Here is a 26,707-nt window from a genome sequence, read left to right as displayed (position 1 = left end):
ATAGAGCTAATAATGGGGGATTAGTTGATTTAGTAGGTAGTTTAGGATGGAAGGGAACATTAATTTTAATAGGTGCGATCATTATTGGTTTTATAATTGCTTCATTGATCTTCTAATTGTTCAATTATATTCTATCTTCAATTAAGAAACATCTCGATGTCGAGTCTTCTGTTATCTCGGAGCGTTTGCTTAATACAAAGTAAACGCTTTACCTGACTTTAGTCCAAAAAATTGAATAATCTCTCTAATTTATTTCTGTGCTGTTATAATAGGAATATACGTTCGTGAATGGGGGATTTATGTTGAGGACCAAAGAAGATGTAATTATGCTAATTCAAAACGATGATCGAATGATGGAAGTTATTAAGGCTGCAAGTAAACTGAATTTGCCAGATTGGTGGATTTGCGCAGGATTTGTACGCTCGAAAATTTGGGACACATTACACGGATTCGAAAATAGAACAGAGACACCAGACGTTGATGTTATTTATTTCGACAATAAGGACACGAAAGAAAAAATGGAAAAGGAATTAGAAGCTGAATTAAGGAGGATCCTTCCAGATATACCTTGGTCGGTTAAGAATGAAGCAAGAATGCACGTTATCAATGATATTCCACCTTACACTTCTGCTGAAGACGCTATTTCAAAGTTTCCGGAGACAGCAACTGCTCTTGGTGTGAAAGTAGATAAGAATAACGAACTAATTCTTACTGCTCCGTGTGGTTTAGATGATGTATTAAATTTAAAGTTGAAGCCGACACCATATTTTAAAGATACGAAAGAACGAGCTGCAATTTATGAGGAACGAATAATTAAGAAAAATTGGGAATCAATCTGGCATAAAATTAAGGTCCATCACATTTAACCTTATTCAGTTAACTCGGAGCTAATGTGGAAGATTATAGAATAACGGAGGAAGCTACTTTGCACCAACTAAATGCATTAATACCTGAGCTTTCGGTTTCAAATATTGAACGAAGTTTAGAATTCTATTTAGAAATTCTTACTTTCAAAATTGAATATGAGCGACTAGAGGACAAGTTCGCTTTATTATCATTAAGTGATTGTCAGATAATGATAGAAGAAGTAAATGGTCACTGGGATACTGGGAAGTTATCTTACCCTTTTGGAAGAGGGGTTAATTTCCAAATCACAATAAATGACATTGATCCAATCTACAGAAATTTAATCAAGCATGATTATCCGATTAAGTTTGATATTCAAGAAAATTGGTATAGAGCAAATACAAAAATAAAGGGACAAAAAGAGTTCTTAATTATGGATCCAGATGGATATCTATTAAGGTTTGTTCAAGATTTGGGGGAGAAAAATATAAAGGAAAATGATTAAAAGTACAATAGCCCTCCTCCATAATCTCGGAGCATTTGCTTAATAAAAAGTAAGGGCTGGCAATCCCTTTTTATCAGGATATCCCTGTTAAAACCATTAGTTGTTATGAGTGTAAGAGTGGCTGGAAGGTGGGAGCATATGAAAGGATTTTTAAAAGGGTTAGATATTGCTATTAATGTAATAGTGTTATTAGGATTAATGCTATTAATATCTGGTACTTGGATGGGATACATAGCAGAGTATGTTCGTCCCACCTATGATTATAAGTGGTTGTGTATCTTAGGTATAGTGATTGGTTTTATACTGAAATTTTTCAATAAAATAATAGGGTTGGTTATAATTGTAGCGGGATTTATAGCTTGGAAGCTTATTTAATATATTACTAAAGATAATCGGAGCGTATCTGGAGCAGTAGGTTGAAGTAATTTATCCCCTCAACCTACTAAGTTTTTAAAAAGCCGGATTGCTATAAGATTGAGCACTGTTCTAAGCAAATAAACTTAAAAAGAGTTAATCCTTTCTTCGCGGGAAATTTATATACATGTTTTCAAGGCTCTGTTTCATGTTCTCAAGAGACCAATTATAATTAAAAAACATATCGTATTGCACTTTTTGTGACTTCCACCAACTTTCGTCAGATACCCAATTGGTATTACTAATAATATTTTTTAGTTGGGATGTTGCTTCTTGGAAGAATTTCAATGCAATAATTTTATCCGATTTATGAAAGAACGACCCCCAGTCGTGAAGAATAGGATCTAAAGGCTCCCCGTCTTCTTTAGTAAGAACGTAACCAGGATGATAATCTTCCTTGGTAAATTTTTTCAATAATACTGGGACCAAATAGTGGGCAGATTTATTTCTCATCTGTTTTCCTATTGATTCCCACCATTCAAAATCATCTTTGGAGGGAATTATGCTTCTAACATTAGGGGCATCTAGTAATGAAGTTATTGATTGATATTTATTCAATTGGTTGTTACTCATTTCACGTTTCAATCCATTCAAATCTGGCTCCAAAATAGCTAGTCTTAATACATGTTCTAATGTTATTCCGGTAGTAGAAATTGCAGCGAAATAATTCTCAAAGAGGATAGAAGATGCAGCATTCAAATAAAGCATATTAATGGATGGTTCAATCCAAGGCAAAGGGTCGGGTAACTCAGTGAAGGTCCTAGCTGCATTTTCAGAAACATTGTTAAAGTAGTCTTGATTAGTACGAATTTTCATATGAAATACCTCCTATGAATTAATTTTCAAACCCAATTCATCTTTTAATTTATTGGCAAAATTATGAAAGTCAGAAACAACGCGGTCACTAAATTTTTTATGTGTATTGTGGAAGTGTTTTACCTCAGTATTAGGGAAGGAATTAATCTTGTTTTTTAATGATTGGCTTCTCTTGTCATCTCCGATAAAGCCATCATTATGAGCCAGTTGATTTCTAAATAAAATAATTTGTATTTAAGGTATTCGGAGAGATAACCTCAGTAGAATCTCGACCAATATTTGTTTTATCCTAATTAAAAGAAAAACCTTGTTACAGACAGGATGTGTTAAATTGAGGGAAATTTTACAAAAGTATTTAAAAGAAAAGTATGGTGAATTTACTCCCACCCGTTTGGTCGGGGGATATACAAATGATACATATTTAATAAATGCGACGTGTCCGCAGTTAGTAGCTAAAGTTGGTAGACTTTCTAACTCAGACCTAAAAAATGAGGTTAATAGTTTAGAGATTACTAAAGAAATAAGTGTCGTCCCAAAGATTTATGATTACATAAAAAAAGATGGTGTGCAAATCATCGTGATGGAGTACTGTGAGGGGATAAATGGACAATCGATTTTAGATCATAATGATTTAGAGACAACAAAAATATTATATAGAGTATTAGGAAAAACCCTTTCAAATTCGGTTCATTCTTTAAAGTTCAAACCAAACTTAAAACCGTTAAATCAATGTAATATCAAGGAAATTAATCTTGATTTAGACTTTGTACCTGAAATTCTTATCCAACGCACCCAAAAAATATTAAATAATGTTGACGATAAAGAGAATGATTGGGTTTTAACTCACGGTGATTATGGGATACATAACGTTTTATTTACTAAGGAAAATTCAATTACTGTTCTAGACTGGGAATGGGCTGAATGGGCTAACCCACTCATAGACGTGGGCTGGGTATGTTGGTTTACTAAACTTCATTATCCACATCACTCTGATATATTAAATTCAATTTTTATTAATGAGTATAAAATTCACTCTTCAGTTGAGTTATCTTCAGATAAATTAAAAGCCTATTGTTTGTATAAAGTATGGAAAGTTTTAAACAAAGTAACTCAAGCACCTGAGGATGTTAGACAGGAGTGGGTTAGACGTTTACGTTGGACTCTAGATACTGATCTAATATAAATTCCTTATTAAGCAATCTCGGAGCGATTGTAAAGTAATAAAAGCCTGATTTCTCAGCATTTTGGAGGTGAAATCAGGCTTTTATTTACTAAACATTGTAAATCTACATTTTCTGATTTCGCCATAGTGGCCCTCATACCTCGAATCGTTTCCTTATCCCTAGAAGAAGAAAAAGAAAAACAAAGATAATCACCAGAAAATCAGCCTCTTTATTGTAACAAATAATTCAAAACTGAAAGGGGTAGTAAGTAGCTAATGAATATATTTCCATTAGTAGTAACGTTTATCTTGTGGATTAGTATTAATCAGATTGTTAGCAAAAAGTTCAATTTACCTAAAAGGGTTTGGAACAAAAAGTTTGATAATGTTTTTATCAATTGGACTATAAATTGCATTATTATTATATATTTTTTGTTTGGGATAGCTAGGATTATTCCTGACAATCTAATGTATATTTTATTTCCTTATGTGGGTGCTTTAACAGCATTATTGTTTGGAATAGGGTACTATCAAAAAAAAGATAAATTATATATTCGATCAATACTAGATGTGAGTTTTTTATTATTGCTAGGAATTGAAGCAACATTCATATTTAGATAAAGGGGGACTGCCACATGCCCATCAAGCTAAGGCATATCATTACCCCCAAAATGAAAAAAACGCTATTCTTTCTGTAATATGATGACAAGGATGGTGTTTTTTATGCGCCGCGAGGCTTTAGATGAACTGACCCTCTTTTCATATGAAATGAGTGGTATTAAGAAATTAGGCATGATAAGTGATGAGTAAAAAGATTTTATATTAGATTATTGAAGAGGGTTTATTCTCAGTTAGACAAGTCGTCAAAATAATCCTTTTAAATATACCAGTTTATAAGCATAAAAGGTTGGTGTCTTTTAAGATGAATTATCTTGAAATCGAGTCTTCAAGAAACTCGGAGCTTATCTGTAATAAGATTAGTAATTTTTGGCGTTTTAGAAGTATGTTTATAAAAAAAATATGGGGGCTTTTAATTTGAGCAAATACATTACAGCAGCAATCACAGCATTTTTCTTTGGTATTTTAGGCACATCACTTTTAGGTCCCTTGGGTTTTTTTATTACAGTCATTATTGTGACTTTATACTTGATTTATGAGGAACTACGTGAGATTAAAAGAGAGCTGCAGAGGACTAGCAGATCTTAATGAGTATATTCCTTGTTCTGTAATCTCGGAGCTTATCTGTAATAAGATAAGCTCTTTTATATGTGAAATAAATATTGAGTTATGCGTGCAGATTTGAAATAATTGGCATTGATGCCTTGGGAGTTAAATTGAGCAAAGATTTAGGAGGTAATATATGAGTCTAAAAACAAAGGTTTCTTTGATTCTTTTACCACTTTTATTCATAACATTGAGTATCCTGAAGTTTTCAGGAAACCTGAATGCAACAATAGGATTCTTAGTGGTTTTACTATCTGGTCTTTCAGGGTTACTGGTAAATAGATTTAGTAGAGAAAATAAAAACACTAAATAAACTCAAATGATAATTTTTCCTATTCTACAAACTCGGAGCGATTACCGCATACTTAGGTAATCGCTCTTTCCAGTAAATTATTTATTAGACAATTAGAGGAGTTTTAGAAATGAAGCGAGTAGATGTAGTTTATGCTTTTATTTTTGACCCATTAAAACAAAAAGTATTAATGGTGAACAATGCACATTCAACTTGGTCTTTGCCAGGTGGAGCAGTTGAATTAGGAGAAACCTTAGAACAAGGAGTTATTCGTGAAACAAAAGAGGAGACTGGTTTAGAAATTGAAGCAGGACCGATTCTAGCAGTTAATGAAGCATTTTTCACTAAGCAGCAACATCACGGTTTAATGTTTACATTTCAAGCTACTGTTATTGATGGAGAGGTTCAAATTGAAGATAAGAATGAGATCACTGAGATAGAGTGGGTAGACATTGATACTTCTAATGAGTTAATGCCCTACCATAAAAATGGAGTAGAGGAATTAATGAAATCTTCTTCAGCTTACACTTTTCAGGGGGATGTTAACTAGCAAACTAGACAATATATGACTCATACCTTATTCGATAAAATCGGAGCGTTAATCTAAAAGGATTACGCTCTATTTTGTTTAAGCTAGTAACAGGTCAGTTTAATAGGGGAAATGGATTCTGAAGTTCTAAAACAAATTGGGCAGTAGAGTTCAGTAAAGTCAAAATGATATGTTGGTATGTAGAAGATGAGAGAAGGGGTATTTATTATAATATCAAATAAATTACTTTTAACTGTTTTAACATTTATGTTATTTCTTTTGAGTGCTTGTCAAACGAATAATGTAAAAGAAGAGCCATATGATGGCGTGCCTTTAAAGATTGCAGTTGTTGGTGAACAACCTAATGTTAGAGAGGAACAGATAAACTTTAATGAATTATCTTTAAGTGAGTTACATAATTCAAACTTAAGAAAGTATGATGCAGTATTCATTATGGAAGACCATTTATCTGATGCTTCAAATTCAAAATATGTAGAAATGTATAAGAATAAGAACGTTCCATTCTTCTTTGTAGGCTCACAAGCAAATACTATACCTTTTCAAGATCTAGAAAATCCCATGTCTTATGAAGAAGAAGCTGAAAAGGTTAATGGTACCCAAAATTTTATATCAGGAATTTTGTATGAGGGAGAAGAAAAAGGCTATCGTGGTTGGAAATTTTCATACCCAATTAAAAACAGTGAAGTACAACGAGATAATGTACAAGGAATATACTCTGAGGTATTCAAGGTCGTTGAGAATGAAGTAAATAAAAATTCTTAAACTACAGGGGGCTTAGCTCAAAATCTGAGGATATCTCGAATTCAAGTTTTCCGTAAACTTGGAGCGTTTGCGGATTAAAGAGGATACGCTAAGCACCTATGTACAATTTGGGGGAGAAAAGATGAGATTTTTAGTTTATTATACTTTAGGTTATATAGGGTATTTTGCATTAGGTTTTATAGCATTAAGATCTTTAGTTGTTCAACGAGATATAACTGGATATGTTATAACATTCATTGGTTTAATCTTATTAATTAACTATGTATCATTTATTGAAAAGAAAATTGAAACTCCCAAGTATAACGGTTATGTAAAGGTTACTTTGATGGTTATCTTCTTTATATCTTCATTTTTTTTAATGAAGGATTCAATTTTTCAATAAACTACATGTCCTTATTTAGCTATTAAACAATCTCGGAGCAATTCTGTAATATCATAACAGCGTAAACAGTGAAGTTTGATCTTGAATAATAGGGCGTGATTCCGTACTAAGGAATTACGTCTTTTCTTTGAAGAAAAGGTTGAGTAAGTGGTTGAGTTTTGAAATAATTGGAATTATTCAATAAAGGAAGTATTTTGAACAAATGCATTGTGTTTTTCTATACTCATTAATGCTAGAGAGTTCACGACAGCAAATGAAAAATTGGAGTAATTCCAATGCATTAGTCTCATTTATCACGGAAGAGAGGAGCTATTACATTTGAATAAAAAGAAGAAAAGTGTCGCTGTGGGAATTGTTATTTTAATAGGAATTCTGATGTCGGTATATGGATATCGTCAACCTGATCTATTAGGTCAGGCTACTCAAGTTGCTTATGAAGAATTCGAAAATGACTTTAAAGATAGGTATGGTAAGGACCCAGAAGGGATCACCGTTACTTCCGCCGTTGAGTCAAGTAACAGTTGGATTATAGCCTTCGCAACGGAAGATAGGTCACCAGAAACAGAAAGGGTTGCAGAATACGAGGTAACAGAAGACTTAACTATTCAAAATAGTTCCTGGTATGTTGCTGATCAAATTAAAGCATATAAAGATCTTGTCTCAGCACATAACAAAGGAAATAAAGAAGCATACCTCCAATCCTATAGTCATAGGCTATCCAGTCATTCTCTTCAAAAATTAGAAAAAAAATTTAATTTGGATCGTAAAGAAGAACATTTTTTAGCTTCTCGTGAAGTTAACCTCATTAATTCTTATGACAAAACGGCTATTCTATTAAGTGAAGAATCACATGTTTTCAACCAGGAAGTTAAGTACAATTTGGATTCATTTATCATTCTAAATAAAGAGAATGGAGAATGGAAAGTACTAGAGAAGTTACCCTTTAAAAAAACAGGAAAAGGAAATTATGACTCTTCAAGTAACTTTGATAACACTGAAGAAGTAATTGAAAAAATTGAACAAACTTATGATATTGCAGTTGAGAGATATGAGTGGGCTTTTGAACAATCTTGAAATTATGGTCATTCTGACCATCATATAGTGGGCTCTTAAAAAATGGTTCGAGGTTACTAAGAAGACCTTTTTAAGAATCGGAGATATCTCGAAGTCAAGTCTTCCATTAAATCGGAGCAATTCTCGAATAAACAAGGGAACCAAATTTTCTCTGTCGAAAAGAGCAACACATAGATTTAACCACTAGCAATTGTTAACTAAAGCTGAGAGAGGCGATTTAGTATAATTCGATATAAAGGAGAATGTTAATGAGGGGAATTCCCACATTTGTATTATTAGGTTTACTTCTCATTATAACGGGATGTAACAACCAATCAGCTGACACTGGCAGCTTTCAAGCTAAAGGTCAAAATGAGCAATGGGAAGTCACATCTGAATATAAGGTGGAGGAAAAGAGATTTTCGGAAAATGCAGTATTAACTTATATTGGAGAAGGTACTCCTAAAAATGTTAGCTATGAGTGGAAATTTCCAGAGGAAATGGGAAAAGGTAGTATAGGTAAATTCTCTTCACTTGACCCAGGGCAAGTGACTTTTGAAAAAGCAACAAGTGGAGGATCACCTAAAACTAAAAAAAACAAACTTGAATTTTATAAGAAACATATAGAAAATACTTCTATCGTCATTAGTTGGCGAAAAAATGGAGAACACAAGACTGAAATTCCTGTAAAAATAAAATAGGAATAAACATCTAACCTCTAAATAGAATCTAGTTATGTTTACAACTGGTTTCGGTAGCTGCGGTCAATTACAAATATATTATTTTGTTTTGAATACTTCCACAATCTCGGAGCGAATGTTAAATAAAGAAAAAGTTTATCAGGGAATATTCAGATGCTGAAATAGGGTGATTGGGGAGAGAACTTTGTGAGGATAGACTTAACATCACCAGAAGAAATTATTGAATTTGTTATTGTTTTTTTAATCATGCTGGTAGCACTAAGGATTTTTGAAAATAAAGAATACACTTTTATGAAAATGTCCGCAACTATTCTTGTCTCTATAGGTTTCTTTACCTACGTTATTATAGGTTTTACCCAGGGACATTGGATTGATACAGATAAAAATATTGGGCTCTATTTATTATCTATGAATTTAATATTTTTAGGAATTAGTTTCAGTATATACTGGGTATCAACTAGATTTATACTGCCGAGTTTAAGTGTTTATCAATCTAAAGTTGCATCGGTTGTTTTTCCTTTACTTCTATGGTGGTTATACTTTTACGAATTCTATAACTATATTTCCTAGATTAAAAGGTCAATCAAAGCTTAGAAGATAATCAAGGAATAGGACGAGATGAGAAATGTTAATTTACTTTTTAAAGAGGTAATACTTTATCTCCAAGAATATATGAACTTTACAAGTTGCCACCCCATCCTGTCCCGTTAAGCCAATAACAGAGGTCAAGGGCTAGATAAAGGGAGAAACGATTAAAGAAGCTCACTGGAGTATGATCTGGAATTATTGATGAAAAGTATCCTGTAATACCTTTAGCTAAAACAACTGAAACTTTGATTTAATATTCTATAATATCGGAGCGATTACTTAATACAGTGATTGCTTTTAGTTGATTCGATGAAGGGTAGAAAAATTAAATGAACTATTCCTACTCCTAGTTTAGATTTGTTAAGAAGAATATTTGGAATAGCAAGGTTATCAAATTAGTTTACGTTGGAGATGTATAAACATTGGATTATTTAGCTCAAAATACACCCTTTTATATTTGGGGGATTTTAGTATTCTTAACGGGGGTGTATTTTACTTATACTGCATTTAAAGTTGAATATTACAATAAAGCAATTATTCTTTCAATTGCAATTCCTAGTTTGGCTTTTTCCCTTACTATTATAGGATATGATTCTGGGCTATTAAGTCCAGAAGCTTCCAAAAAAAGTTGTATTGCACTTTTTTATGTATGTCTTATTTCCCTTCTTATTTCTCATATACTAAAGTTCTTCGTATCAAATACACCAGAAGAGTAGATTAACTTAAATTATTAGAAGAATTTATTGCTCTGTAAAATGACCTATAGATGTGTTCGATTAAATCGGAGCGTTTGGGGAGTAAGCGCGGCATAAAGGGCAGGATTCTGGAGCAAGTAGTTTTGAAATTTCATAAACGGCTTATAGAAAGGGGCTGACATAATGAAGAGTTTCATTCCTTTACTTCTCATCATTACTATCATACTAGCCTCTTGTAGCAAGGAGCCGTTAATTACAAAGAAGTATACTGAAGCAAAAGTGCTTAACATTGACTCGGGTGAGACGTTATATGAAACGAACAATCAGAATCGAGTTGGAGAAATAATTGACCAAATTAACACTTCTAAGAGAACTGATAACTGGGACGGCATTGGTTCAAGTTATATGCTTGTTTTGAAAAATGACGAAGATACTTTAGAAACCACTTACTATAATGGGGGAAAACAGAATGGTGAGGTCATAGTAAATGGCTACCATGTAAATACGAGGTTTAGGTTAATTGATGAATTCTAACTATTAAACAATCTCGGAGCGATAGCTGCACAATATAGCTAGTGCTCATTAAGCTAACAGGGTAGTTATGTCCAAGAGCGAACATTGATTGTATATTCAAGTTTAACTAAGCAAGTAAATAAATATTGTTGGGGAATCTATGGAATTTAAACTAATAATCTTACGAGGTAATTCAGGGAGTGGAAAAACGACGATTGCAAAAAGCCTTCAAGATCATCTAGGTCAAGGTACGCTCTTAGTATCTCAGGATGTTGTTCGTCGTGATATGTTAAAAGTACACGATAGAGATGGAAATCCTTCAATTGATCTAATACGTCAAATCGCAGAATATGGTAAAGATAATTGTGAATTTGTTATAGTTGAAGGGATTTTAATGAAGCAACGTTATGGTGATATGCTGAATAACTTAATTCAGTTCTATGAACAAAAGGCATATACATATTATTTTGATTTATCCTTTGAAGAAACAGTTACACGTCATTACACACGCTCTCAAAAGATGGAGTTCGGTGAAGACTCCTTATTGGCCTGGTGGCATCCAAACGATTTTCTTGGAGTGGAGGGAGAAGTGCTAATTACTAATGATATGTCCCAAGATGATATACTGAAACAAATTTTAAAGGAACTACAAAAGTGATTATTGCTTTGAATACTTCACTGTATGATTGCGTTAGTTAGAGATTTACTTGTAAGTATCTCAATATCGAGTTTTCAACTAAATCGGAGCGATTCACTTATAACGTAATTGCTTTTTTTAACTTCTTACAGGACAAGGAGTTTTCTCGAATGACCTACAATTGGATTGATGCTTCTCCAGTAACTAAAAAATTTGTTTTGGATTTGGTATGTGAGACTAAACAAATCATGTGTGATAATTACATAGGTTTTTACCTTCACGGCTCGCTAGCAATGGGAGGATTCAATCCCCAGAGCAGTGATCTTGATGTTTTGGTAGTCACTCATGAATCAATAACAATAGAAACAAAGAGGAAACTAGCGAAACTCTATTTGATTTATTCTACTAATCCGTATCCCATTGAAATTAGCTTTTTGACTAAAGGACAATTAGACAACTGGGAACACCCTTCTCCATATGAATTTCATTACAGTGAATTTTGGAGAGACAGGTATGAAGTTGATTTATTGGAAAATAGATTTACATACTTAAACGATGATATTAAAACTGACCCTGATCTAGCTGCACATATAACCATAATGTATTATCGAGGTATATGTATCGAAGGAAGTTCTATTCTTGAAGTCTTCCCCACGATCCCTTCATCAGATTATTTCTCTTCAATAATAGGAGATTACGAAGAGTGTTTAGCAAATATTGTAAATGATCCAATCTATTGTTCATTAAATATGTTGCGAGTATTTTGGTATGTGAAAGAGGGGATTATTTCATTGAAACAGGAAGCTGGTAATTGGGGATTAACATCACTTCCAGATGAGATGAAAGGTACCATGTATAAAGTTGTGAACAGTTATCAGAGTGAGAAAAGTTCATATCAATTTGACGAAACCGAACTAATTCTTCTAAGAAATTACATCCATAATAACTTACAAGATTTATTTAGCTTAACCAGCTAAATAAGTGTGCCGATCTTCCGTTAAATCGGAGCAATCCTGTAATACCATAGCAGCGTAAATTGTAAAGATTGTCTTCATTAAAGGGACGTAATTCCGCATTAGGAATTACGTCTTTTCTCTTAAGAAAAAGGTTGAGTAAGTGATAGGGTTTTGAAATAATTGGAATTAAGAGATGGGTAATTTAACGGAATAAAGAGTTTTGGTTGTAAAAGGAGGGAGAACAAATGACCCGAAGAGATAGTCTAGTTAGAAATAAAGATAGACTTGCCGATATGGAGAAATTTATTTCAGTAGTGAAATCGAACCCTAATGAAAATAGGAAAGAGATTTTCTTGGATATTTTCAAATTTGATGAAGAATAGTTTGAAATGATGATGTTCTTCGGAATGTTTAATTTAAACAATGACATTGCCTCACTTGAAGAACAATTGACCAATATGAGATTGCTTGATTTTGAAAACTTCATAAAAGAAGAATTGGAGCTTTTGCATAAAGAGTACCCGTCAAATAGGACTGTAGATTTTGAGTTGTTCATTTTAGATGAGAATGATGATTTTGTTATATCCAAACTTAATGGAGTATCGGCTTTTACGGATTGGAATGAAAAGATGTGTTTTGCAATTCTTCCAGAAGAAAACGTACGTTCAACAATTAAATCTGTCGTAACCCACGAATATCATCATCATTGGCGTATCAGTGCACTAGGTCTGAAAGAAGATGGAGAAACTTTGCTTGACCGAATGGTTTTAGAGGGATTAGCTGAGCATTTTGTTAAGACAAGACTAGGGCACCAGTATCTTGGGCCATATAAGGATGCTTTATCTGAAACGCAAGCTAAAACCATATGGGAAAGCACTTATAGGAACATATAAATGATAAGGGTACTACAACTGATATATATATGTTCGGTAATGATGATAAGGGAGTACCTTTTTGGGGCGGCTACTCCATAGGGTTCTACTTAATAAAGTGGTTCTTAAATAAAAACAATTATCTATCTATAAAGGATTTAACATTACTACCTAGCAGCAAGTTTATAGAATAATGTTATTCCATTAAATCGGAGCTTTAGTTGAATAATCAATTGAAATAAATAGAAGAAAAAATCTCAGTTCACTGAACTGAGATTTTTTTAATTTTAATTACAATACCACTACATGATTCTGAAGTAATTTCAAACAATTTCAAATAATTTGATTTTTTTCGCTGCTCGTTGTATTCTATCTTATGAATCCGCTTACAGATAGAGTGAAGGAGGTACATAATATGCAAGCAATGAAAAACAGATGGTTAATTGCTTTATCAGCTATTTCCATCCACCTTTCCATCGGAGGTGCCTACGCATATAGCGTATATACCACCCCCGTAAGTGAACAAATGGGTTGGACCCCAACTCAAGTAACGATTGCATTTACCATTATGATGGCACTGGCCGGGTCATCCGCGGCATTATTTGGGAAGTTTGTTGAAAAAAATGGTCCAAGAAAATCAGCAATTCTGGCTGGTGTTTTGTTTGGATTAGGACAAGCCGGTTCAGGGATTGCGATCGCAATTGATTCACTTCCATTTTTCCTAATGTCCTACGGGGTAGCAAGTGGACTTGGACTTGGCATTGGCTATATTTCACCGGTATCAACTCTTGTGAAATGGTTCCCTGACCGAAGAGGTTTAGCAACCGGATTAGCGGTACTTGGTTTTGGAACAGGAGCTCTCATTACAGCTCCCGTTGCAGCCAACTTAATGACTTCGATTGGAATATCTAATACATTTTACATATTAGGGGCAGCTTACTTTGTTTTTATTATATTAGGTGCTTCTTACATTGCCCCACCCCCAGAAGGCTGGATGCCAGCTTCTATGAAACAAAATATGGCCTCTGGGAATAAAGTTTATAAAAAGGATTTACAACAATTGACTTCAAAAGAAGCGGTTAAAACAAAGCGTTTTTGGCTGCTTTGGACGATGATGCTTATTAATACTACCGCAGGGATTATGATGATTTCAGTTGCTTCACCGATGGCCCAAGAAGTTGTAGGGTTATCAGCCGCTGCAGCTGCCACGATGGTCGGAATTATGGGTGTGTTTAATGGTGGAGGTCGTATTGGGTGGGCAACAGCTTCAGATTATATTGGCCGCCCCAATGTTTTCCTGATCTTTTTCTTAATACAAACTGTTGCTTTTTTCATGCTTCCGATTACAACAAACATCATCTTATTCCAGCTTCTAATTTTCCTCGTTGTTACTTGTTACGGCGGAGGATTCTCTAATCTACCTGCATTTATTGGTGATTTGTTTGGAACGAAACAACTCGGTGCCATTCATGGGTACTTGTTGACAACATGGTCTCTAGGTGGCGTATTTGGACCTATGATTGTTTCACAAATTCGTGCTAGAACCGATAGTTACACTGCTGTATTTTACGTTTTTCTTGCTTTAATATTCTTAGCCCTTGTCGTCTCCATTCTTATGAAGTTAGACATTAAAAAGACTGAGAAGGATCCAAAACAACAACAAGAAGAAGAAGCCGTTAATTATTAATTAGCAAACCAAAGCATTTGCATTGTAAAGTTGGATCGCGTCTTACCGACGAGATTCAACTTTTTTCATAGGGATGGGATTGTCGATTGGATCGGCATCTAGTCGCTTTCTTAGGAGTCTTCCAGATTGCCATGCAATCAACGTCATAAGAGAAAGGTGAACGAATGTCAGAACTTAAGATCTAACTTGTATAAAGCCTCAATTACCCTCTACTGAAATTTAAAAAATTTGCATTTATTAGCTGTTCATAGTTATTCAGCAGTTAACCAAAGATAGGTGAACAGAATTGAGATTACGTATTGCAACTAAATTGGAGCTTATCTGTAATAAGATAGGCTTCTTTTATATGAAATAAAAGATTGAGTTATATGAGGTTTTTAGTAATAATTGGTATTAAGTGATGTTTTTTTAGGGGGATCGTTTTATGTTTGTAGTAAATGTAGAAGGTGCCATAGAGCGCAACGGTAAATGGCTTTTAATCTTGAGAAGTGAAAAGGAAGAACACGCTGGAGGTACTCTTTCACTAGTTGGTGGAAAATGTGAACTTGAAGGCTTTTCATCTGATATTCTAGAAAGAACTTTGAAAAGAGAAATTTTTGAAGAAGTAGGTTGCGAAGTAGCAGGACTTAAATACGTAAATAGTTCTTCTTTTGTTACTGATTCTGGAATCAATGTCATTGATATTGTTTTTCTATGTCAGCATAAGTCAATTGAGCCTTATCCTAAAAGCAGTGATGAAGTAGATGATGTTGTATGGATGACTACTTCAGAGATTCTTGCTAATACAGAGTTGCCAGAATATTTAAAGGTTAACATCAAACTGTCAGAGAAAATACTACGGGATAATTCCTACACTAAATTTTAGTAGTAGATATTCATTTATTGGGGTTTGAAATAATTTCAATTACGAAATAAGGAAGTTTTCTGGAATAAAGGAGTGAATATACTTCTTTTTCCATTATTCAAGATTTCTAGTGAAGTGATCAGATGAAGGGTTTAAAATACATTATTCTCACTGTATTAAGGATGGTTGGTAAGTTTGTTAGTTGATGGAGAAGTGGTTATTGTCATTGGAATTATATGTTACATAGCTGTCAGGGTAATTTTCGCATTAAAACTTAAATACAAAAACTCTTTTAAATGGTTGAAAGAATTAATAAGAATGCTGGCTGTAATATACATATTTATGGTTATTTCAGTAACGCTGTTCCCATTGGTATTAGGTGATAACACGTACGGAATAAATTCTTTTAGGTCTTTAAATTACACTCCTCTTACCTCTATATGGAGAGATATTGAACAAATAGGAACAGCTTATGATGGAGATACACTATTTATGCTTAAGCTGATAGTGAAGAATGTTGGTGGTAACATACTATTGCTGATGCCGTTGGGATTCTTTGCTCCGATGTTATTAGATATGTACAAGAGGCTTAAGAATACACTTTTACTTGGACTTCTTGTCTCTTTATCTATTGAATGCCTACAATTTGTAGAGCTGCTTTTAGGAATTGGAATGGGACGCGTAGTCGATATTGACGATGTTATTTGTAATGTACTAGGGACTGTTTTGGGTTTCCTTATTTATAAATTGATATTTTCTATATTGAGTAAGGCTATGACACCATCCCAACAATCAAGTGGACTAATGAATAATTGAATTTCTCTTTATAAAATTATCGGAGCGTTTGCTGAATAAAAGGTATGCGCTCTATAAAGGCTTAGAACAGTTATTTTGAATAATTATTAATTGAATAACGAATGACTTGTGTATTATTAAAGGGGGAATTAGTATTTATTACCCGCGGAAGAATTTGTTCCTCTTATTTTCTGCAATCTTCTTTTTCGTAGGTATTATTCTTTTTTCATTTAGATTGTTTGTGTGGGGATTCTTACCGCTGATATCCTTACTCATTATCTACATTACAACTAATAAATACCGTGTTTCCATTTCTTTGTTTATGTTCTTCTTATTAGGTCTATTGATGTTTCAAATTGGAAGCACCTTCATCTATGAATGGAACATATCCGAAGAAAGTAAAATCATTTTAAATAGAAGTTTACTTATGCTGATACTTGTTGGAACAGTGATTTCACTGATGTTATCTAAGCAGAAGATTTTTTTCTTCGCACAATTACCAGATCGGCAAAGACTTATCACAATGCCTTTCCATACAATAAAATTACCGTATTTTTTACTTATTGGGCTAATGGGTTCGAGCATAATACTTATACCGTTATTTATACATCAAGAAATTAACTATTTAAAATCAATATTACTTTTTGGGATATTGTTTGCCATTATAAACGCTACACTTGAAGAGGTAATTTGGAGAGGTATTATGTTATCAAGTTTAAAAAGAAATGTTTCCACCTTCTATGCTGTCTTAATAACTAGTATAGGATTTGGACTGCTACATATATCTATTGGAATACCTCTAATCATTAGCTTGCTCTTTTCTTTCGGGGGGCTTTTCTATGCAATCGTAGTTTTAAAGACTAAGAGTATCTATCCATCCATAGTTTTTCACATTGTTATTAATCTGGGGATGGTTTTCAATGGATGGATAATTTGAACTTATTCCATATAAGATGAGCTTACCTGTAATATTGTAGGTTCCTTTGAATCGACACTTATAGAAAGGTAGTTGAAAACATGTCGATTACAAATACACCTCTTGTGACACTAACTATATTTATCATGTACATAATTATTTTCGTAATAGATAAAATCTTAAATAGTAAGTTGTCTAACTGGGGCACTGGAAAGAGTTTTGACTATATGGGAAAAGGAGAATGGTATCGACTTATCACTGCTCCATTTTTTCATATGAACTTAGTTCATATGATGGGAAACGCTTTTGGCATTTACTTCGTCGGTTTAGTACTAGAAAATAAAATAGGTAGTTCTATGTTTTTGCTTATTTACTTGGTAGGAAACTTGTTTGTTTCCGTGTTGTTTTCTAACTTCTTTTCATTTAGTAAGGGTACAGGAGCTTCCCCCGGCATATTTGCATTAATAGGTTGTCTCGTATATCTATTTACACAAACTCCTGAGCTATTTGATTTCCAACTTGGAACTTGGAAAACAAATTATATTCTCTTATATTCAATCTTAGGGAATTTTATCGGTAGGGGTGGTGCTTTTTCACACTTGCTTGGGTTTATATTTGGAGTCATGATTAGTCTTTTTCTGCAATAATAATTAAGTTTTGGAGGGGGTTGTTATATGAATATCCAAAGATTAGATTTACTGGTTATTCTTACAATGACAGTTGGCGTTCCACTATGTATACTATTACCTCAGCTCGGAGTGTCTGATCTTATTTTATTTATTTTTGTTCCTATAGGAATCATAATGTGTCTAATAGGAATAGCTGCTTCTGTTATTAGGTTACAAGTAAGTGGCGATAAAATGAAAGATACATATTAAGTGTTCATTAATCCGGGGTTTAGAGACTAAATGAAGACCAGCAAATCGTAGATGATTTGCTGGTCTTTTTCTATTACATTATTTTATTTAACTTCTTATGAAAGTCCCCAGCCTTGCTATTGCTCAGGTATAAATTTCTTAGACGGAGCAGATTCATTTCCGAAAATATCAACAGCGGTCACATAGTAAGAGGATGTTGAGGCATTTTCGTCAGTATAGCTTTTTCGTTCTATGCTTGAAATGCTTTCGACTTGCTTATATGATCCGTTCTGATCAGCTTTATAAATACGGTATCCTACTACGTTTTCATCGCGAACAGCGTGCCATGATAAGAAGTTCCCACTAGCAGTGACGTTTGTTGGAGCATCCGGCACTTCGTTTGGATCCACTGTCACTTCTTTCTCTTTCGGATCTTCTTTAAGAACAGTAGTTACGACAAGCCGCTCTTCATGTGTACCTTTCGAACGGTTGAACGTTCCTGTACATGTAATCAGATTTAAGTTTCGTGAATCAGTTGGTCCAAAGATTTTCTCAATAGGTGAGTTTTGATAAGGATAGCTTTCTTTCCCGGTTACGACAAAAGTAAGTTTTTCTCCATCTTTCCCAGTTAAAATGATCTCATCGCCTTTTGAGAGTTTATCTAGATAGAAGAAGATAGCAGGTCCTTCCTTACTATCGACGTGTCCAGCAAGAACGGAGTTTCCTTTCGTTCCTGGTTTAAATCCAGGTTCAAACCAACCTACTTCATTAATGTTCTCAGGAACGCCCATTTGTCCATTCTCTAGGATTCCAACGTTTGCAATATTAGCAGTCACATCAATGGCTGGGATTTCTACTTTTACAGGACTGATGCCTTTTTGGGTATTTTGTACTTTTTTGGCTTGTTCGATTTTCTCTTTTTGAGAATCTAAAAGAAGAAATTCATCTGACAACACTGCAGGTTTTTCTACCTCTTCAACATTGATCTGAGAAGTTTGTGCTTCTTGCACTTCTTCATTCGTAATTTCTTGGACAGGTTCTGGATTCGCGTAATTATTGTTGTAACCTGCGAGCACAAGCCAGATAATCGCCCCAATAATCAGTAACATAAACTTCTTCAATATCTTCACCTCTTTTTGAGCTAATCATCTAACTATTCATTCGTTACTTTCATCTTAGTCATAATAAGCTAACGAAATCAAAAAGAAAATGGATCACTTTTTAATGAGGTTTTCTTTATGTAAATTGGCTTTTGGAAAATGGAAGATATTGAAACTTATTGCAAACAAGATCGTATTAGAATAATAGAGTAGATGAAGAGAGTCTACCAAACTATAGAAGGAGTGTGACGATGTCAGTAGAACCAATTGTTCAAATACGTGACTTAACAAAAGTGATTGGAAAGAAAACGATTATCGATCATCTGTCATTCGATGTTTATCCAGGGGAAGTCTTCGGCTTTCTTGGACCGAATGGTGCGGGTAAAACGACAACGATTCGTATGATGGTCGGTTTAATGGACATGACCGAAGGAGAAGTGCTGATCGACGGAACTAGCATCAAAACGAATTTCGAGGATGCGATCGTGAAAGTTGGAGCGATTGTTGAAAATCCTGAAATGTACAAATTTCTTACAGGTTATCAAAATCTAATTCATTATTCTCGAATGATGAAGGGGATAACAAAAGATCGAATTCAAGAAGTTATTAAACTTGTTGGACTGGAGGGTCGTATTAATGACAAGGTGAAAGGGTACTCCCTTGGGATGAGGCAGCGCCTTGGACTTGCGCAGGCACTTCTCCATCGTCCAAAGCTTCTTATTCTAGATGAACCAACAAATGGTCTAGATCCTGCAGGAATACGTGAGATCAGGCAGTATTTACGTACTCTTGCTAGAGAAGAAAATGTTGCAGTCATCGTCTCCAGTCATTTGCTTTCTGAAATCGAGTTAATGTGTGATCGCATCGGTATTATTCAGGCAGGAAAGATTGTTGATGTGCAGCGCGTGAATGATTTCATTCAGAATGATACGGCTGTGATGGTTGCATTCGATGTTGATCCCCTTGAAAGTGCTGTAAAAGCAGTAAAGGATACATACCCTGATCGTGAAATTGAACCATCTGACCGAAAATTAATGATGAAAATGGAGCATGAAATGATCCCAGAAGTGACAGCATTTCTAGTTGAAAAAGGGATTCGGATCTATGGCATTCAAACGTCAGTGAAGACGTTAGAAGATGTCTTCCTTGAAGTAACAGGGGGTGAGCAGGTTGTCTAGTATTGTCCGCCTTATTCAAAACGAAAATATGAAAATCTATCGTAGACCGGGCACATGGGTAATGATTGGTCTAATTATTGCAGCTGTACTGACTGCAGGAATTATCACGAATTTAAGCGGAAGTGATGAGTCAACAGATTGGCGAACGAATGCTCAAAACACCATTCAGGAGTCCGAAAAAATCTTGAAAGATTCTGCTGAAGGAATGCCTAAAGCATACAAAGATAGCTTAAAGCGTGATATTGCACTCAATGAGTACCGATTAGATAACAATATCCCACCTCTCGAGAGAGGATCTATTTGGAGCTTCATGAATAATTCAACTGGGATTGTTGTGCTGATATCAATCTTTACGATTATCATTGGCGCTGGCATTGTAGCCGGTGAATACTCATGGGGTACGATTAAATTACTCCTCATTCGACCAGCATCGCGCACGAAAATACTAGCTTCAAAGTTTATTGCAACGCTACTATTTGCGCTGTTTTCTCTTGTTATTCTTTACATATCTTCGTTTCTGATTGGTGGATTGCTTCTAGGATTTGAATCAATTGATCAACCTTATTTGACATATTCTAACGGAGAAGTAACAGAAACAAGTATGGCTCTGCACTTTGTTATAGAATATGCACTTGCAAGTGTGGATCTCTTGATGATGGTCACATTCGCCTTTATGTTATCGAGCATATTCAGAAGCTCTTCTCTTGCGATTGGGCTTGCGATTTTCTTAATGTTTACAGGCAGTCAATTAACGTACATCCTAAGCCAATACGACTGGGTGAAATATATCCTGTTTGCTAATACTGATTTGAGTGTCTACTTCGATGGATCTCCAATCGTTGATAGCATGACGTTAGGCTTTTCGCTAGTGACTCTGCTTGTTTACTTAATCGTATTTCTCTTACTATCATGGTTATTGTTTACGAAGAGAGACGTGGCCGCATAACGAAAAGCCGATCAGAAAGTCTGATCGGCTTTTTTTGTTTTCTTACGATAGCGGATAAAGAAGTAAATGCCTATTGCCATAAGTGGTAGTAATATTGGGGAAAGACCAATCAAGAATACAATTGTTTTTGACCCAAAAGATAGTAATCCGTTTGCTGTTGTCATAAAGAGTTTCTTCGCTTCAGCAAGCGTACTAAATTCATTCTCAGCAAAAGTAGGAACGGTGATTTTCTGTTGTTCGAGTGAGAGAGTGACAGTAGAGAATTCACTCTGATTGTCTAAATAATTAATTTGTCCCTTCAATTGCTCAATTTCTTCCTGTACACGTGAGAGATCATTTGAGATGGATAGAAGATCTTCTGTTTTCGTTGCTTCTTCAAGGAACCCTTCAAGTCTCTTCATAACGGCTTCTTTTGCTTTAAGTCTAGAATTAAGATCGATGTATTGCTCTGTCACATCAGAGCCGGTAATCGACTTTTGTGGTACACCTTTTCCAATTGCTTCTGCTTTATCTAGAAACGAATAGAATTCCCCTTGTGGAATTCGAACAGTCATAGAGCCGAAAACCGATTCCCCTTCGGTATACGTGCTTTCTTCAACGACGTAGCCTTTGTATGAAGTAGTGAGCTGGTTCAGTTTATCTGTTGCTTGAGGTAAATCTTCTACGGTTAAGGAGAGATTTGCGTTAAAAATCACTTTCCGCTCGGCTTGCAATGGCATAATCTCAGAAACTTCATTGCTTTGCGATTGACTCCCATCGCTAGGAGCTTCTTTACTTTTACCAGCGTTGTTATCCATTTCGTCAGTATCAGGTCCAGCCATATCTGCACTTTCTGAAGAATGCTCTTCTGTTGAGCTACACCCTGTTAGTAGTAGCAAAATGATACTGAAACAGAGAATCCATCTTCCCATAATTTCGCCCCCAGGCTTCTTTTTATATTAGACGACATTCGTGCTGAAAACGTTACACAATAAATGGTATGATGAAAGATAACTGAATTCATCAAAAAGGAGTTGCAGGTCTTGGTCACTTTAATCGATAACCGGATGATCAGAGATATTCTAATTACGTTAGCCGTGATGGGTGTTCTCTTTTTCATTCGGTTTCTTATCAAACTATGGCTTACAAGAAGAGACAAGGAAGATCAATATCCGAATGGAATTCGACCAGCTGTATTATCTTTTATTAATTGGACAACCGTTTATGCGATCCTTCTCTTTGTGTTATTTTATTTCTCTGATACAAAGTGGATGTTTAATAAACTGTTTTCAATCGGCAGTGTTGAGATCTCGTTATTCCTTATCCTAATTGCGCTGTTTATTATCACACTAGCGAATAGACTCTCAAAAATATTTACTTCTTTTCTAATGCCTCCCCTCTATGATCGATATAGCCTTGATACTGGCTTGCGATTTACGTTCAATCGTATTTTTCATTACACATTAATGGTCGTTGCTATTGTTATTAGTTTAACTACGGTAGGTCTTGATCTTAGTGCATTAACTGTTTTTGCCGGGGTTCTTGGAGTGGGTATCGGTTTTGGTATGCAAAATATCGCGAATAACTTTATTTCAGGTTTGATTATCTTATTTGAAAGACCAATTAAAGTAGGCGATCGAGTCATCATTAATGATGTTATCGGAGATGTTGAGAAAATTAATATGCGCGCAACGATTATCCGTACGCTCGATAATGAGCGTATTATTATGCCGAATTCCTATTTTATTGAAGAGCAAGTTGTCAATCATTCTTATGGTGATTCAAGACTAAGGCTAGTCGTTCCAATTGGTGTTGCCTATGGTTCAGATGTTGAACTCGTTCGAAATCTCCTCTTACAAGTTGCGGAAGATGAGAAGGAGCAATCAATGTATGTTCTTAACACACCTAAACCGTTTGTTAATTTCCTTGGTTTTGGGGACTCTTCACTAGATTTCCAACTTTTCATTTGGATTTCAAGTCCGAAAGCGGCTGTCGAAACGAAGAGTAACCTGAACTTTCGTCTGAACCGTATTCTTGAAGATCACGGCGTTGAAATTCCTTTCCCTCAGCGAGATTTACATGTTCGGAGTCTTGATGACCGTATTATCCAAAAGTTAAAAGACAAGTGATTCAAACTCACATCCTTTTCACATACTTCTTACAAATTTCTTCGTAGTTTGTTGTCCATAATAAAAATTGTAAGAGATACCTACGAAGGGAGATTGAAGAATATGAAAAATTGGATGATTGGTACGTTTGCATCGGTAATGCTAGCTGGAGGGATTGCAGGAGCGAATGTTTATGCAGCAGATGACAGTTCAGCTGAGAATGAAGAGCCAGCTGTAGAACAAAGTCAGGGTCAAGAAATGAAAGGTCATCATGGTAAGCGAGGGCACTTCAAAGAGAATTCTGAACACCGTGAAGCGATAATGGAAACATATAACAAACAGAATCAACTAATCGATCTACTACTAGATCAAGATGCATCAAGCGTAGAGGGAGTTGATGAGCTTCAGAAGGAGCTAGCGGATATTAACACTCAGCTAACGACCCTTCATGAGGAAGCACAGGCAGCTCGAGATGAGAGAAAAGCGCAAATGCAAGAATTGAAAGACAGCGGAGAGCGCCCGCAGTTAACAGATGAAGAGAAAGCAGCACATGAGGCTGAACGTGCCCAAATGGAAGAAAAGAGAACAGAGGCATACGAGCTTGTACAAAAGAAAAATGAAGTAATGGATGCGTTAATAAAGAAACTTAGCTAACGAAAGGAAGAGGTAGGGGTGCGCCTATCTCTTTTTTATATTGTTTTCGTTCCAATTAGCAAAGAGTAGTTTTACTATTATGTCCACCAATCTTATTGAAAGAGTTATTTCGTAGACTTTTGTTGTAAAGAAACCACATATCAAAGTTGATTGGAGCGGAAGGATGCTCGACTCCTGCGGGACTAGCGGGACAGGTGAGACCCCCACAGGAGCGTTAGCGACGAGGAGGCTCAGCGCCCGCACCAAGGAAAGCGGGCAGGAGCGGAAATCAACCACTACTTTCAAAAACAACAATCTTTTAGTAAAGATCCTTTTTAATTGAGTGGCCATAGTAAAAGCAAGACGTACTTAAGATGGATTTACTGCCTCTTCACATTAGGATAAACTATGAAAAAGGTTCTCGCATCTGGATCCCAGAAACGGAGTTGAATAACATTCCTCATATTTTTGTAATAGATGATGAACAGAATATACGTGATATTTTAGAGAAGTACCTTAGAAAGGAAGGCCATGAAGTATCATCGTTTACTGATGGTGCTGAAGTTTTTGATGCATTAGAAACGATTGAACCGGATTTATTAGTGCTAGATATTATGATGCCGAAAGTAGATGGACTAGAGTTAATGAGACAGCTTAGAAAGCATTCGACTGTACCAGTAATCGTTGTGTCGGCTCGAGACGAAGAGCTTGATCGAATTCTTGGGCTCGAACTCGGTGCTGATGATTATTTAACGAAACCTTTTAGCCCAAGAGAGCTTGTTGTACGAATTAAGAACCTGTTTAAACGCGTAAATGGAACAGGTCAGCAGGCATTATCTGACGGTTGGAAAGTTGGGAACGTTCAGTTGCTTAAACAAAAGCGACAGGTCTTAGTTGAAGATCAAGAATTAGTTCTAACACCAAAAGAGTACGACGTGCTGTCTTATCTTATTCAATATCCAGGTCAACCTTTTACGAGAGAGAAGTTAATTGAGAAGATATGGGGCTATCAGTATGCAGGCGACGGAAGAATAATAGATGACCTCGTTAAACGGCTTCGGAAGAAGATGTCAGAGGCTAACTCAGTTGTAAAGATTGTAACGGTTTGGGGGTATGGTTATAAACTTGATGAAGAAATTTAATATCGGTACGAAATTATTTCTAAGTTATCTTGTTCTCATAGCCGTTATTATTCTAATTACGACCTTTTCATTTCGGTACCTTTTTCAAGAATACCTTGTCCGTGAAGCAGGAGATCAACTACATAAGGAAGGTCTTCAAATCAGTGAGATGTTAGAAGATAAACGGTGGAATGGAGAAAGATCTCCAGGAGGGTGGCTAGATCGAAGAAGAATTGATTTAGCAGGTAACTTAATCTCGTCCCAATTTATTATTTATAACCGTGATAATGACGTTATTTATTCTAATGTAGATGAAGATGTTCAAACAGAATATGAAGAAAACAAAGGTAAGTCCTTTGTCACAGAGCAAGTCGCCATTAAGCGATTAGGTGAACAAATTGGTAGCGTTGTGCTTTTCACAAAAGTGGAGAGTCTTGCAGGGTTTAATCAGATCATTCAACAATCGCAGACCATAAGCTTAATTGCATCCGCAGCTGTTGCTGTCATTCTAGCAGCCTTTATGCAAAAAGGACTTACAGGACCGATCTCGTTACTCGCTGAGCACATGCGACAGTTCTCAATGAGGAAAAAGAAAAAGCCATTAAATCTAAAAACAAATGATGAAATAAATGAACTAGCTGAAACATTTCAAGTTTTGAGCGAGCAACTCTATAAGTTTGATCTTGATCAAAAAGAATTTCTTCAGAATGCCTCACATGAATTGAAGACGCCACTGATGGCTATTCAAGGAAATGCAGAAGGAATTTTGGATGAAGTCATTGTTGGAGACGATATCGATGCTAGTCTTGAAATCATCGTAAAAGAAACCCAACGATTAAAGAAAATTGTTCAGGATATTTCCTATTTAACAAGACTTGAGACGATAGAAGAAGCTTTCAAGTATGAACTAATCGAAGTTGATGATGTTATAAGTACTGCTTTAACAACGATGAGACCTCTTGCCAATAAGCATCATATTAAGCTTAATTATAATAATAAAACGTCATTTGATGTAAAGATGGATCCTGACAAAATGACGCAAGCATTGATCAATCTTATTGGAAATGCTCTACGGTTTGCATCAGCTTTTATAGAAGTTCGTGTCTATCGTAATGAAGAATTTGTCTGTATCGAAATTCAAGATGATGGACCGGGTTTTGGCGATGCTGCTGACCGAGTTTTCGACCGTTTCTTTACAGGCGATCAAAAAGGCTCGGGAATCGGACTTGCCATTACAAAAACAATAGTAGAAAAGCATGGAGGCAGCATTCTTGCGAGTGACAATGACGTAGGCGCAAGAGTTGTCATTTCACTTCCAAACTCGAACTAGTGCTTATGTTGTGTTAATTTCTCAAGAATATCTTTGCTTTCTTCTTCGCTCAGTAATCCGATCTTCTGACAGAGCTGTGTGTAACCAGCTAGTTTTTTAAAGCAAGAATCAAGTGGTTTCTTCACAATGCTCATCCTCCTTTTTCCTTAGGGAAACTTTTTTTAGTACCAACAATATATGCATTAACAAAGTGAAAGTGATAGGTTCTAGTCATGATAGTAGGATTTATTTTGCATCAATGCAAA

34 protein-coding genes are annotated in these 26,707 nt (G+C 35.3%); 30 read left to right on the top strand and 4 right to left on the bottom strand.

What is annotated here, in order from left to right; genetic code table 11:
- From FBF83_RS21315 to FBF83_RS15530, 4 genes are all read left to right on the top strand, one after another.
- Positions 1–116, top strand: a 116-nt coding sequence (locus FBF83_RS21315) for a DUF6366 family protein (protein WP_240688005.1), incomplete at its 5' end; no start/stop codon positions are given.
- Positions 117–299: 183 nt separating this feature from the next.
- Positions 300–866 (top strand): nucleotidyltransferase family protein, encoded by a 567-nt coding sequence (locus FBF83_RS15540; protein WP_136948063.1) that lies wholly within the window; start codon positions 300–302, stop codon positions 864–866.
- Between the two features lie 59 nt (positions 867–925).
- Positions 926–1,351, top strand: a complete 426-nt coding sequence (locus FBF83_RS15535; protein ID WP_136948084.1) for a bleomycin resistance protein — start codon at positions 926–928, stop codon at positions 1,349–1,351.
- Positions 1,352–1,489: 138 nt separating this feature from the next.
- Entirely contained in the window at positions 1,490–1,726 is a 237-nt protein-coding gene (locus tag FBF83_RS15530) for a hypothetical protein (RefSeq protein WP_136948062.1), read from the top strand.
- 135 nt (positions 1,727–1,861) lie between these two features.
- Here FBF83_RS15530 and FBF83_RS15525 read toward each other — a convergent pair whose 3' ends face one another.
- Complete coding sequence (locus FBF83_RS15525; RefSeq protein ID WP_136948061.1) at positions 1,862–2,581, bottom strand: hypothetical protein; 720 nt, start codon at positions 2,579–2,581, stop codon at positions 1,862–1,864.
- Positions 2,582–2,912: 331 nt separating this feature from the next.
- On the opposite strand from FBF83_RS15525, the gene FBF83_RS15520 reads away from it, so the two are divergent.
- From FBF83_RS15520 to FBF83_RS15440, 20 genes are all read left to right on the top strand, one after another.
- Complete coding sequence (locus FBF83_RS15520; RefSeq protein ID WP_169525533.1) at positions 2,913–3,764, top strand: aminoglycoside phosphotransferase family protein; 852 nt, start codon at positions 2,913–2,915, stop codon at positions 3,762–3,764.
- Positions 3,765–4,019: 255 nt separating this feature from the next.
- Positions 4,020–4,364 carry a DUF4181 domain-containing protein gene (locus tag FBF83_RS21455; protein ID WP_420875140.1) on the top strand — a complete coding sequence of 115 codons (345 nt, stop codon included), beginning with the start codon at positions 4,020–4,022 and terminating at the stop codon, positions 4,362–4,364.
- 739 nt (positions 4,365–5,103) lie between these two features.
- Positions 5,104–5,280 carry a hypothetical protein gene (locus FBF83_RS20980; protein ID WP_169525531.1) on the top strand — a complete coding sequence of 59 codons (177 nt, stop codon included), beginning with the start codon at positions 5,104–5,106 and terminating at the stop codon, positions 5,278–5,280.
- Between the two features lie 109 nt (positions 5,281–5,389).
- Positions 5,390–5,809 carry an NUDIX hydrolase gene (locus FBF83_RS15515; protein ID WP_136948059.1) on the top strand — a complete coding sequence of 140 codons (420 nt, stop codon included), beginning with the start codon at positions 5,390–5,392 and terminating at the stop codon, positions 5,807–5,809.
- Between the two features lie 186 nt (positions 5,810–5,995).
- Entirely contained in the window at positions 5,996–6,571 is a 576-nt protein-coding gene (locus FBF83_RS15510; protein WP_136948058.1) for a hypothetical protein, read from the top strand.
- A 700-nt stretch (positions 6,572–7,271) separates the two neighbouring features.
- The gene (locus tag FBF83_RS15500) at positions 7,272–8,027 is read left to right on the top strand and encodes a hypothetical protein (RefSeq protein ID WP_136948056.1); all 756 of its coding nucleotides are present in this window, start codon (positions 7,272–7,274) and stop codon (positions 8,025–8,027) included.
- Between the two features lie 248 nt (positions 8,028–8,275).
- Positions 8,276–8,707 carry a hypothetical protein gene (locus tag FBF83_RS15495; protein WP_136948055.1) on the top strand — a complete coding sequence of 144 codons (432 nt, stop codon included), beginning with the start codon at positions 8,276–8,278 and terminating at the stop codon, positions 8,705–8,707.
- Positions 8,708–9,717: 1,010 nt separating this feature from the next.
- Positions 9,718–10,011, top strand: coding sequence for a hypothetical protein (locus FBF83_RS15490; protein WP_136948054.1), 294 nt, complete (start codon positions 9,718–9,720; stop codon positions 10,009–10,011).
- Positions 10,012–10,173: 162 nt separating this feature from the next.
- Entirely contained in the window at positions 10,174–10,524 is a 351-nt protein-coding gene (locus tag FBF83_RS15485) for a hypothetical protein (protein ID WP_136948053.1), read from the top strand.
- A 139-nt stretch (positions 10,525–10,663) separates the two neighbouring features.
- Positions 10,664–11,161, top strand: coding sequence for a kinase (locus tag FBF83_RS15480; RefSeq protein WP_136948052.1), 498 nt, complete (start codon positions 10,664–10,666; stop codon positions 11,159–11,161).
- Between the two features lie 149 nt (positions 11,162–11,310).
- Positions 11,311–12,117 (top strand): aminoglycoside adenylyltransferase domain-containing protein, encoded by an 807-nt coding sequence (locus FBF83_RS15475; RefSeq protein ID WP_136948051.1) that lies wholly within the window; start codon positions 11,311–11,313, stop codon positions 12,115–12,117.
- Positions 12,118–12,341: 224 nt separating this feature from the next.
- Positions 12,342–12,479: a hypothetical protein gene (locus tag FBF83_RS21210; RefSeq protein WP_240688119.1), complete on the top strand. Its 138-nt coding sequence runs from the start codon at positions 12,342–12,344 to the stop codon at positions 12,477–12,479.
- 24 nt (positions 12,480–12,503) lie between these two features.
- On the top strand, positions 12,504–12,989 hold the full coding sequence (locus tag FBF83_RS15470; RefSeq protein WP_255436176.1) for a DUF2268 domain-containing putative Zn-dependent protease: 486 nt from the start codon (positions 12,504–12,506) through the stop codon (positions 12,987–12,989).
- A 29-nt stretch (positions 12,990–13,018) separates the two neighbouring features.
- Positions 13,019–13,162 carry a DUF2268 domain-containing putative Zn-dependent protease gene (locus FBF83_RS21310; RefSeq protein WP_255436174.1) on the top strand — a complete coding sequence of 48 codons (144 nt, stop codon included), beginning with the start codon at positions 13,019–13,021 and terminating at the stop codon, positions 13,160–13,162.
- Between the two features lie 221 nt (positions 13,163–13,383).
- Positions 13,384–14,655, top strand: a complete 1,272-nt coding sequence (locus FBF83_RS15465) for an OFA family MFS transporter (RefSeq protein ID WP_136948050.1) — start codon at positions 13,384–13,386, stop codon at positions 14,653–14,655.
- A gap of 424 nt (positions 14,656–15,079) precedes the next feature.
- Positions 15,080–15,520, top strand: a complete 441-nt coding sequence (locus tag FBF83_RS15460; RefSeq protein WP_136948049.1) for an NUDIX domain-containing protein — start codon at positions 15,080–15,082, stop codon at positions 15,518–15,520.
- A gap of 174 nt (positions 15,521–15,694) precedes the next feature.
- Positions 15,695–16,315 (top strand): VanZ family protein, encoded by a 621-nt coding sequence (locus FBF83_RS15455; RefSeq protein WP_136948048.1) that lies wholly within the window; start codon positions 15,695–15,697, stop codon positions 16,313–16,315.
- A gap of 301 nt (positions 16,316–16,616) precedes the next feature.
- Positions 16,617–17,231, top strand: coding sequence for a type II CAAX endopeptidase family protein (locus FBF83_RS21370; protein WP_338109132.1), 615 nt, complete (start codon positions 16,617–16,619; stop codon positions 17,229–17,231).
- 80 nt (positions 17,232–17,311) lie between these two features.
- Positions 17,312–17,857, top strand: coding sequence for a rhomboid family intramembrane serine protease (locus FBF83_RS15445; RefSeq protein ID WP_136948046.1), 546 nt, complete (start codon positions 17,312–17,314; stop codon positions 17,855–17,857).
- Positions 17,858–17,884: 27 nt separating this feature from the next.
- Positions 17,885–18,088, top strand: coding sequence for a hypothetical protein (locus FBF83_RS15440; RefSeq protein WP_136948045.1), 204 nt, complete (start codon positions 17,885–17,887; stop codon positions 18,086–18,088).
- Positions 18,089–18,204: 116 nt separating this feature from the next.
- Here FBF83_RS15440 and FBF83_RS15435 read toward each other — a convergent pair whose 3' ends face one another.
- On the bottom strand, positions 18,205–19,188 hold the full coding sequence (locus FBF83_RS15435; RefSeq protein WP_136948044.1) for a class F sortase: 984 nt from the start codon (positions 19,186–19,188) through the stop codon (positions 18,205–18,207).
- 230 nt (positions 19,189–19,418) lie between these two features.
- On the opposite strand from FBF83_RS15435, the gene FBF83_RS15430 reads away from it, so the two are divergent.
- Both FBF83_RS15430 and FBF83_RS15425 read left to right on the top strand, forming a co-directional pair.
- Complete coding sequence (locus tag FBF83_RS15430; protein ID WP_136948043.1) at positions 19,419–20,345, top strand: ABC transporter ATP-binding protein; 927 nt, start codon at positions 19,419–19,421, stop codon at positions 20,343–20,345.
- The gene (locus FBF83_RS15425) at positions 20,338–21,291 is read left to right on the top strand and encodes an ABC transporter permease (protein WP_136948042.1); all 954 of its coding nucleotides are present in this window, start codon (positions 20,338–20,340) and stop codon (positions 21,289–21,291) included. The genes FBF83_RS15430 and FBF83_RS15425 overlap by 8 nt, the downstream gene beginning before the upstream one ends.
- An 11-nt stretch (positions 21,292–21,302) precedes the next feature.
- On the opposite strand, the gene FBF83_RS15420 is transcribed toward FBF83_RS15425, so the two are convergent.
- The gene (locus FBF83_RS15420) at positions 21,303–22,202 is read right to left on the bottom strand and encodes a DUF4349 domain-containing protein (RefSeq protein WP_136948041.1); all 900 of its coding nucleotides are present in this window, start codon (positions 22,200–22,202) and stop codon (positions 21,303–21,305) included.
- Positions 22,203–22,313: 111 nt separating this feature from the next.
- Between FBF83_RS15420 and FBF83_RS15415 the strand changes: the two genes are divergently transcribed.
- The 4 genes from FBF83_RS15415 to FBF83_RS15400 all read left to right on the top strand — a co-directional run bounded on the left by FBF83_RS15415 (position 22,314) and on the right by FBF83_RS15400 (position 26,462).
- Complete coding sequence (locus FBF83_RS15415; RefSeq protein WP_240688118.1) at positions 22,314–23,399, top strand: mechanosensitive ion channel family protein; 1,086 nt, start codon at positions 22,314–22,316, stop codon at positions 23,397–23,399.
- A 102-nt stretch (positions 23,400–23,501) separates the two neighbouring features.
- Entirely contained in the window at positions 23,502–24,032 is a 531-nt protein-coding gene (locus FBF83_RS15410) for a hypothetical protein (protein ID WP_136948040.1), read from the top strand.
- Between the two features lie 353 nt (positions 24,033–24,385).
- Positions 24,386–25,153 carry a response regulator transcription factor gene (locus tag FBF83_RS15405; protein WP_205665327.1) on the top strand — a complete coding sequence of 256 codons (768 nt, stop codon included), beginning with the start codon at positions 24,386–24,388 and terminating at the stop codon, positions 25,151–25,153.
- The gene (locus FBF83_RS15400) at positions 25,140–26,462 is read left to right on the top strand and encodes a sensor histidine kinase (protein ID WP_169525527.1); all 1,323 of its coding nucleotides are present in this window, start codon (positions 25,140–25,142) and stop codon (positions 26,460–26,462) included. Before FBF83_RS15405 ends, FBF83_RS15400 begins: the two co-directional genes overlap by 14 nt.
- On the opposite strand, the gene FBF83_RS21305 is transcribed toward FBF83_RS15400, so the two are convergent.
- A complete protein-coding gene (locus FBF83_RS21305) occupies positions 26,459–26,587 on the bottom strand; it encodes a hypothetical protein (RefSeq protein ID WP_255436171.1) in 129 nt (42 codons plus the stop codon). The two genes, FBF83_RS15400 and FBF83_RS21305, sit on opposite strands and share 4 nt — an antisense overlap.
- Between the last annotated feature and the right edge of the window lie 120 nt (positions 26,588–26,707).

This window comes from Guptibacillus hwajinpoensis, assembly GCF_005144865.1.
GTDB classification, from domain to species: domain Bacteria; phylum Bacillota; class Bacilli; order Bacillales; family Guptibacillaceae; genus Guptibacillus; species Guptibacillus hwajinpoensis_A.
The sequence above is the reverse complement of the archived record's forward strand: the minus strand, read 5'-3'. Positions and strand labels throughout refer to the sequence as shown.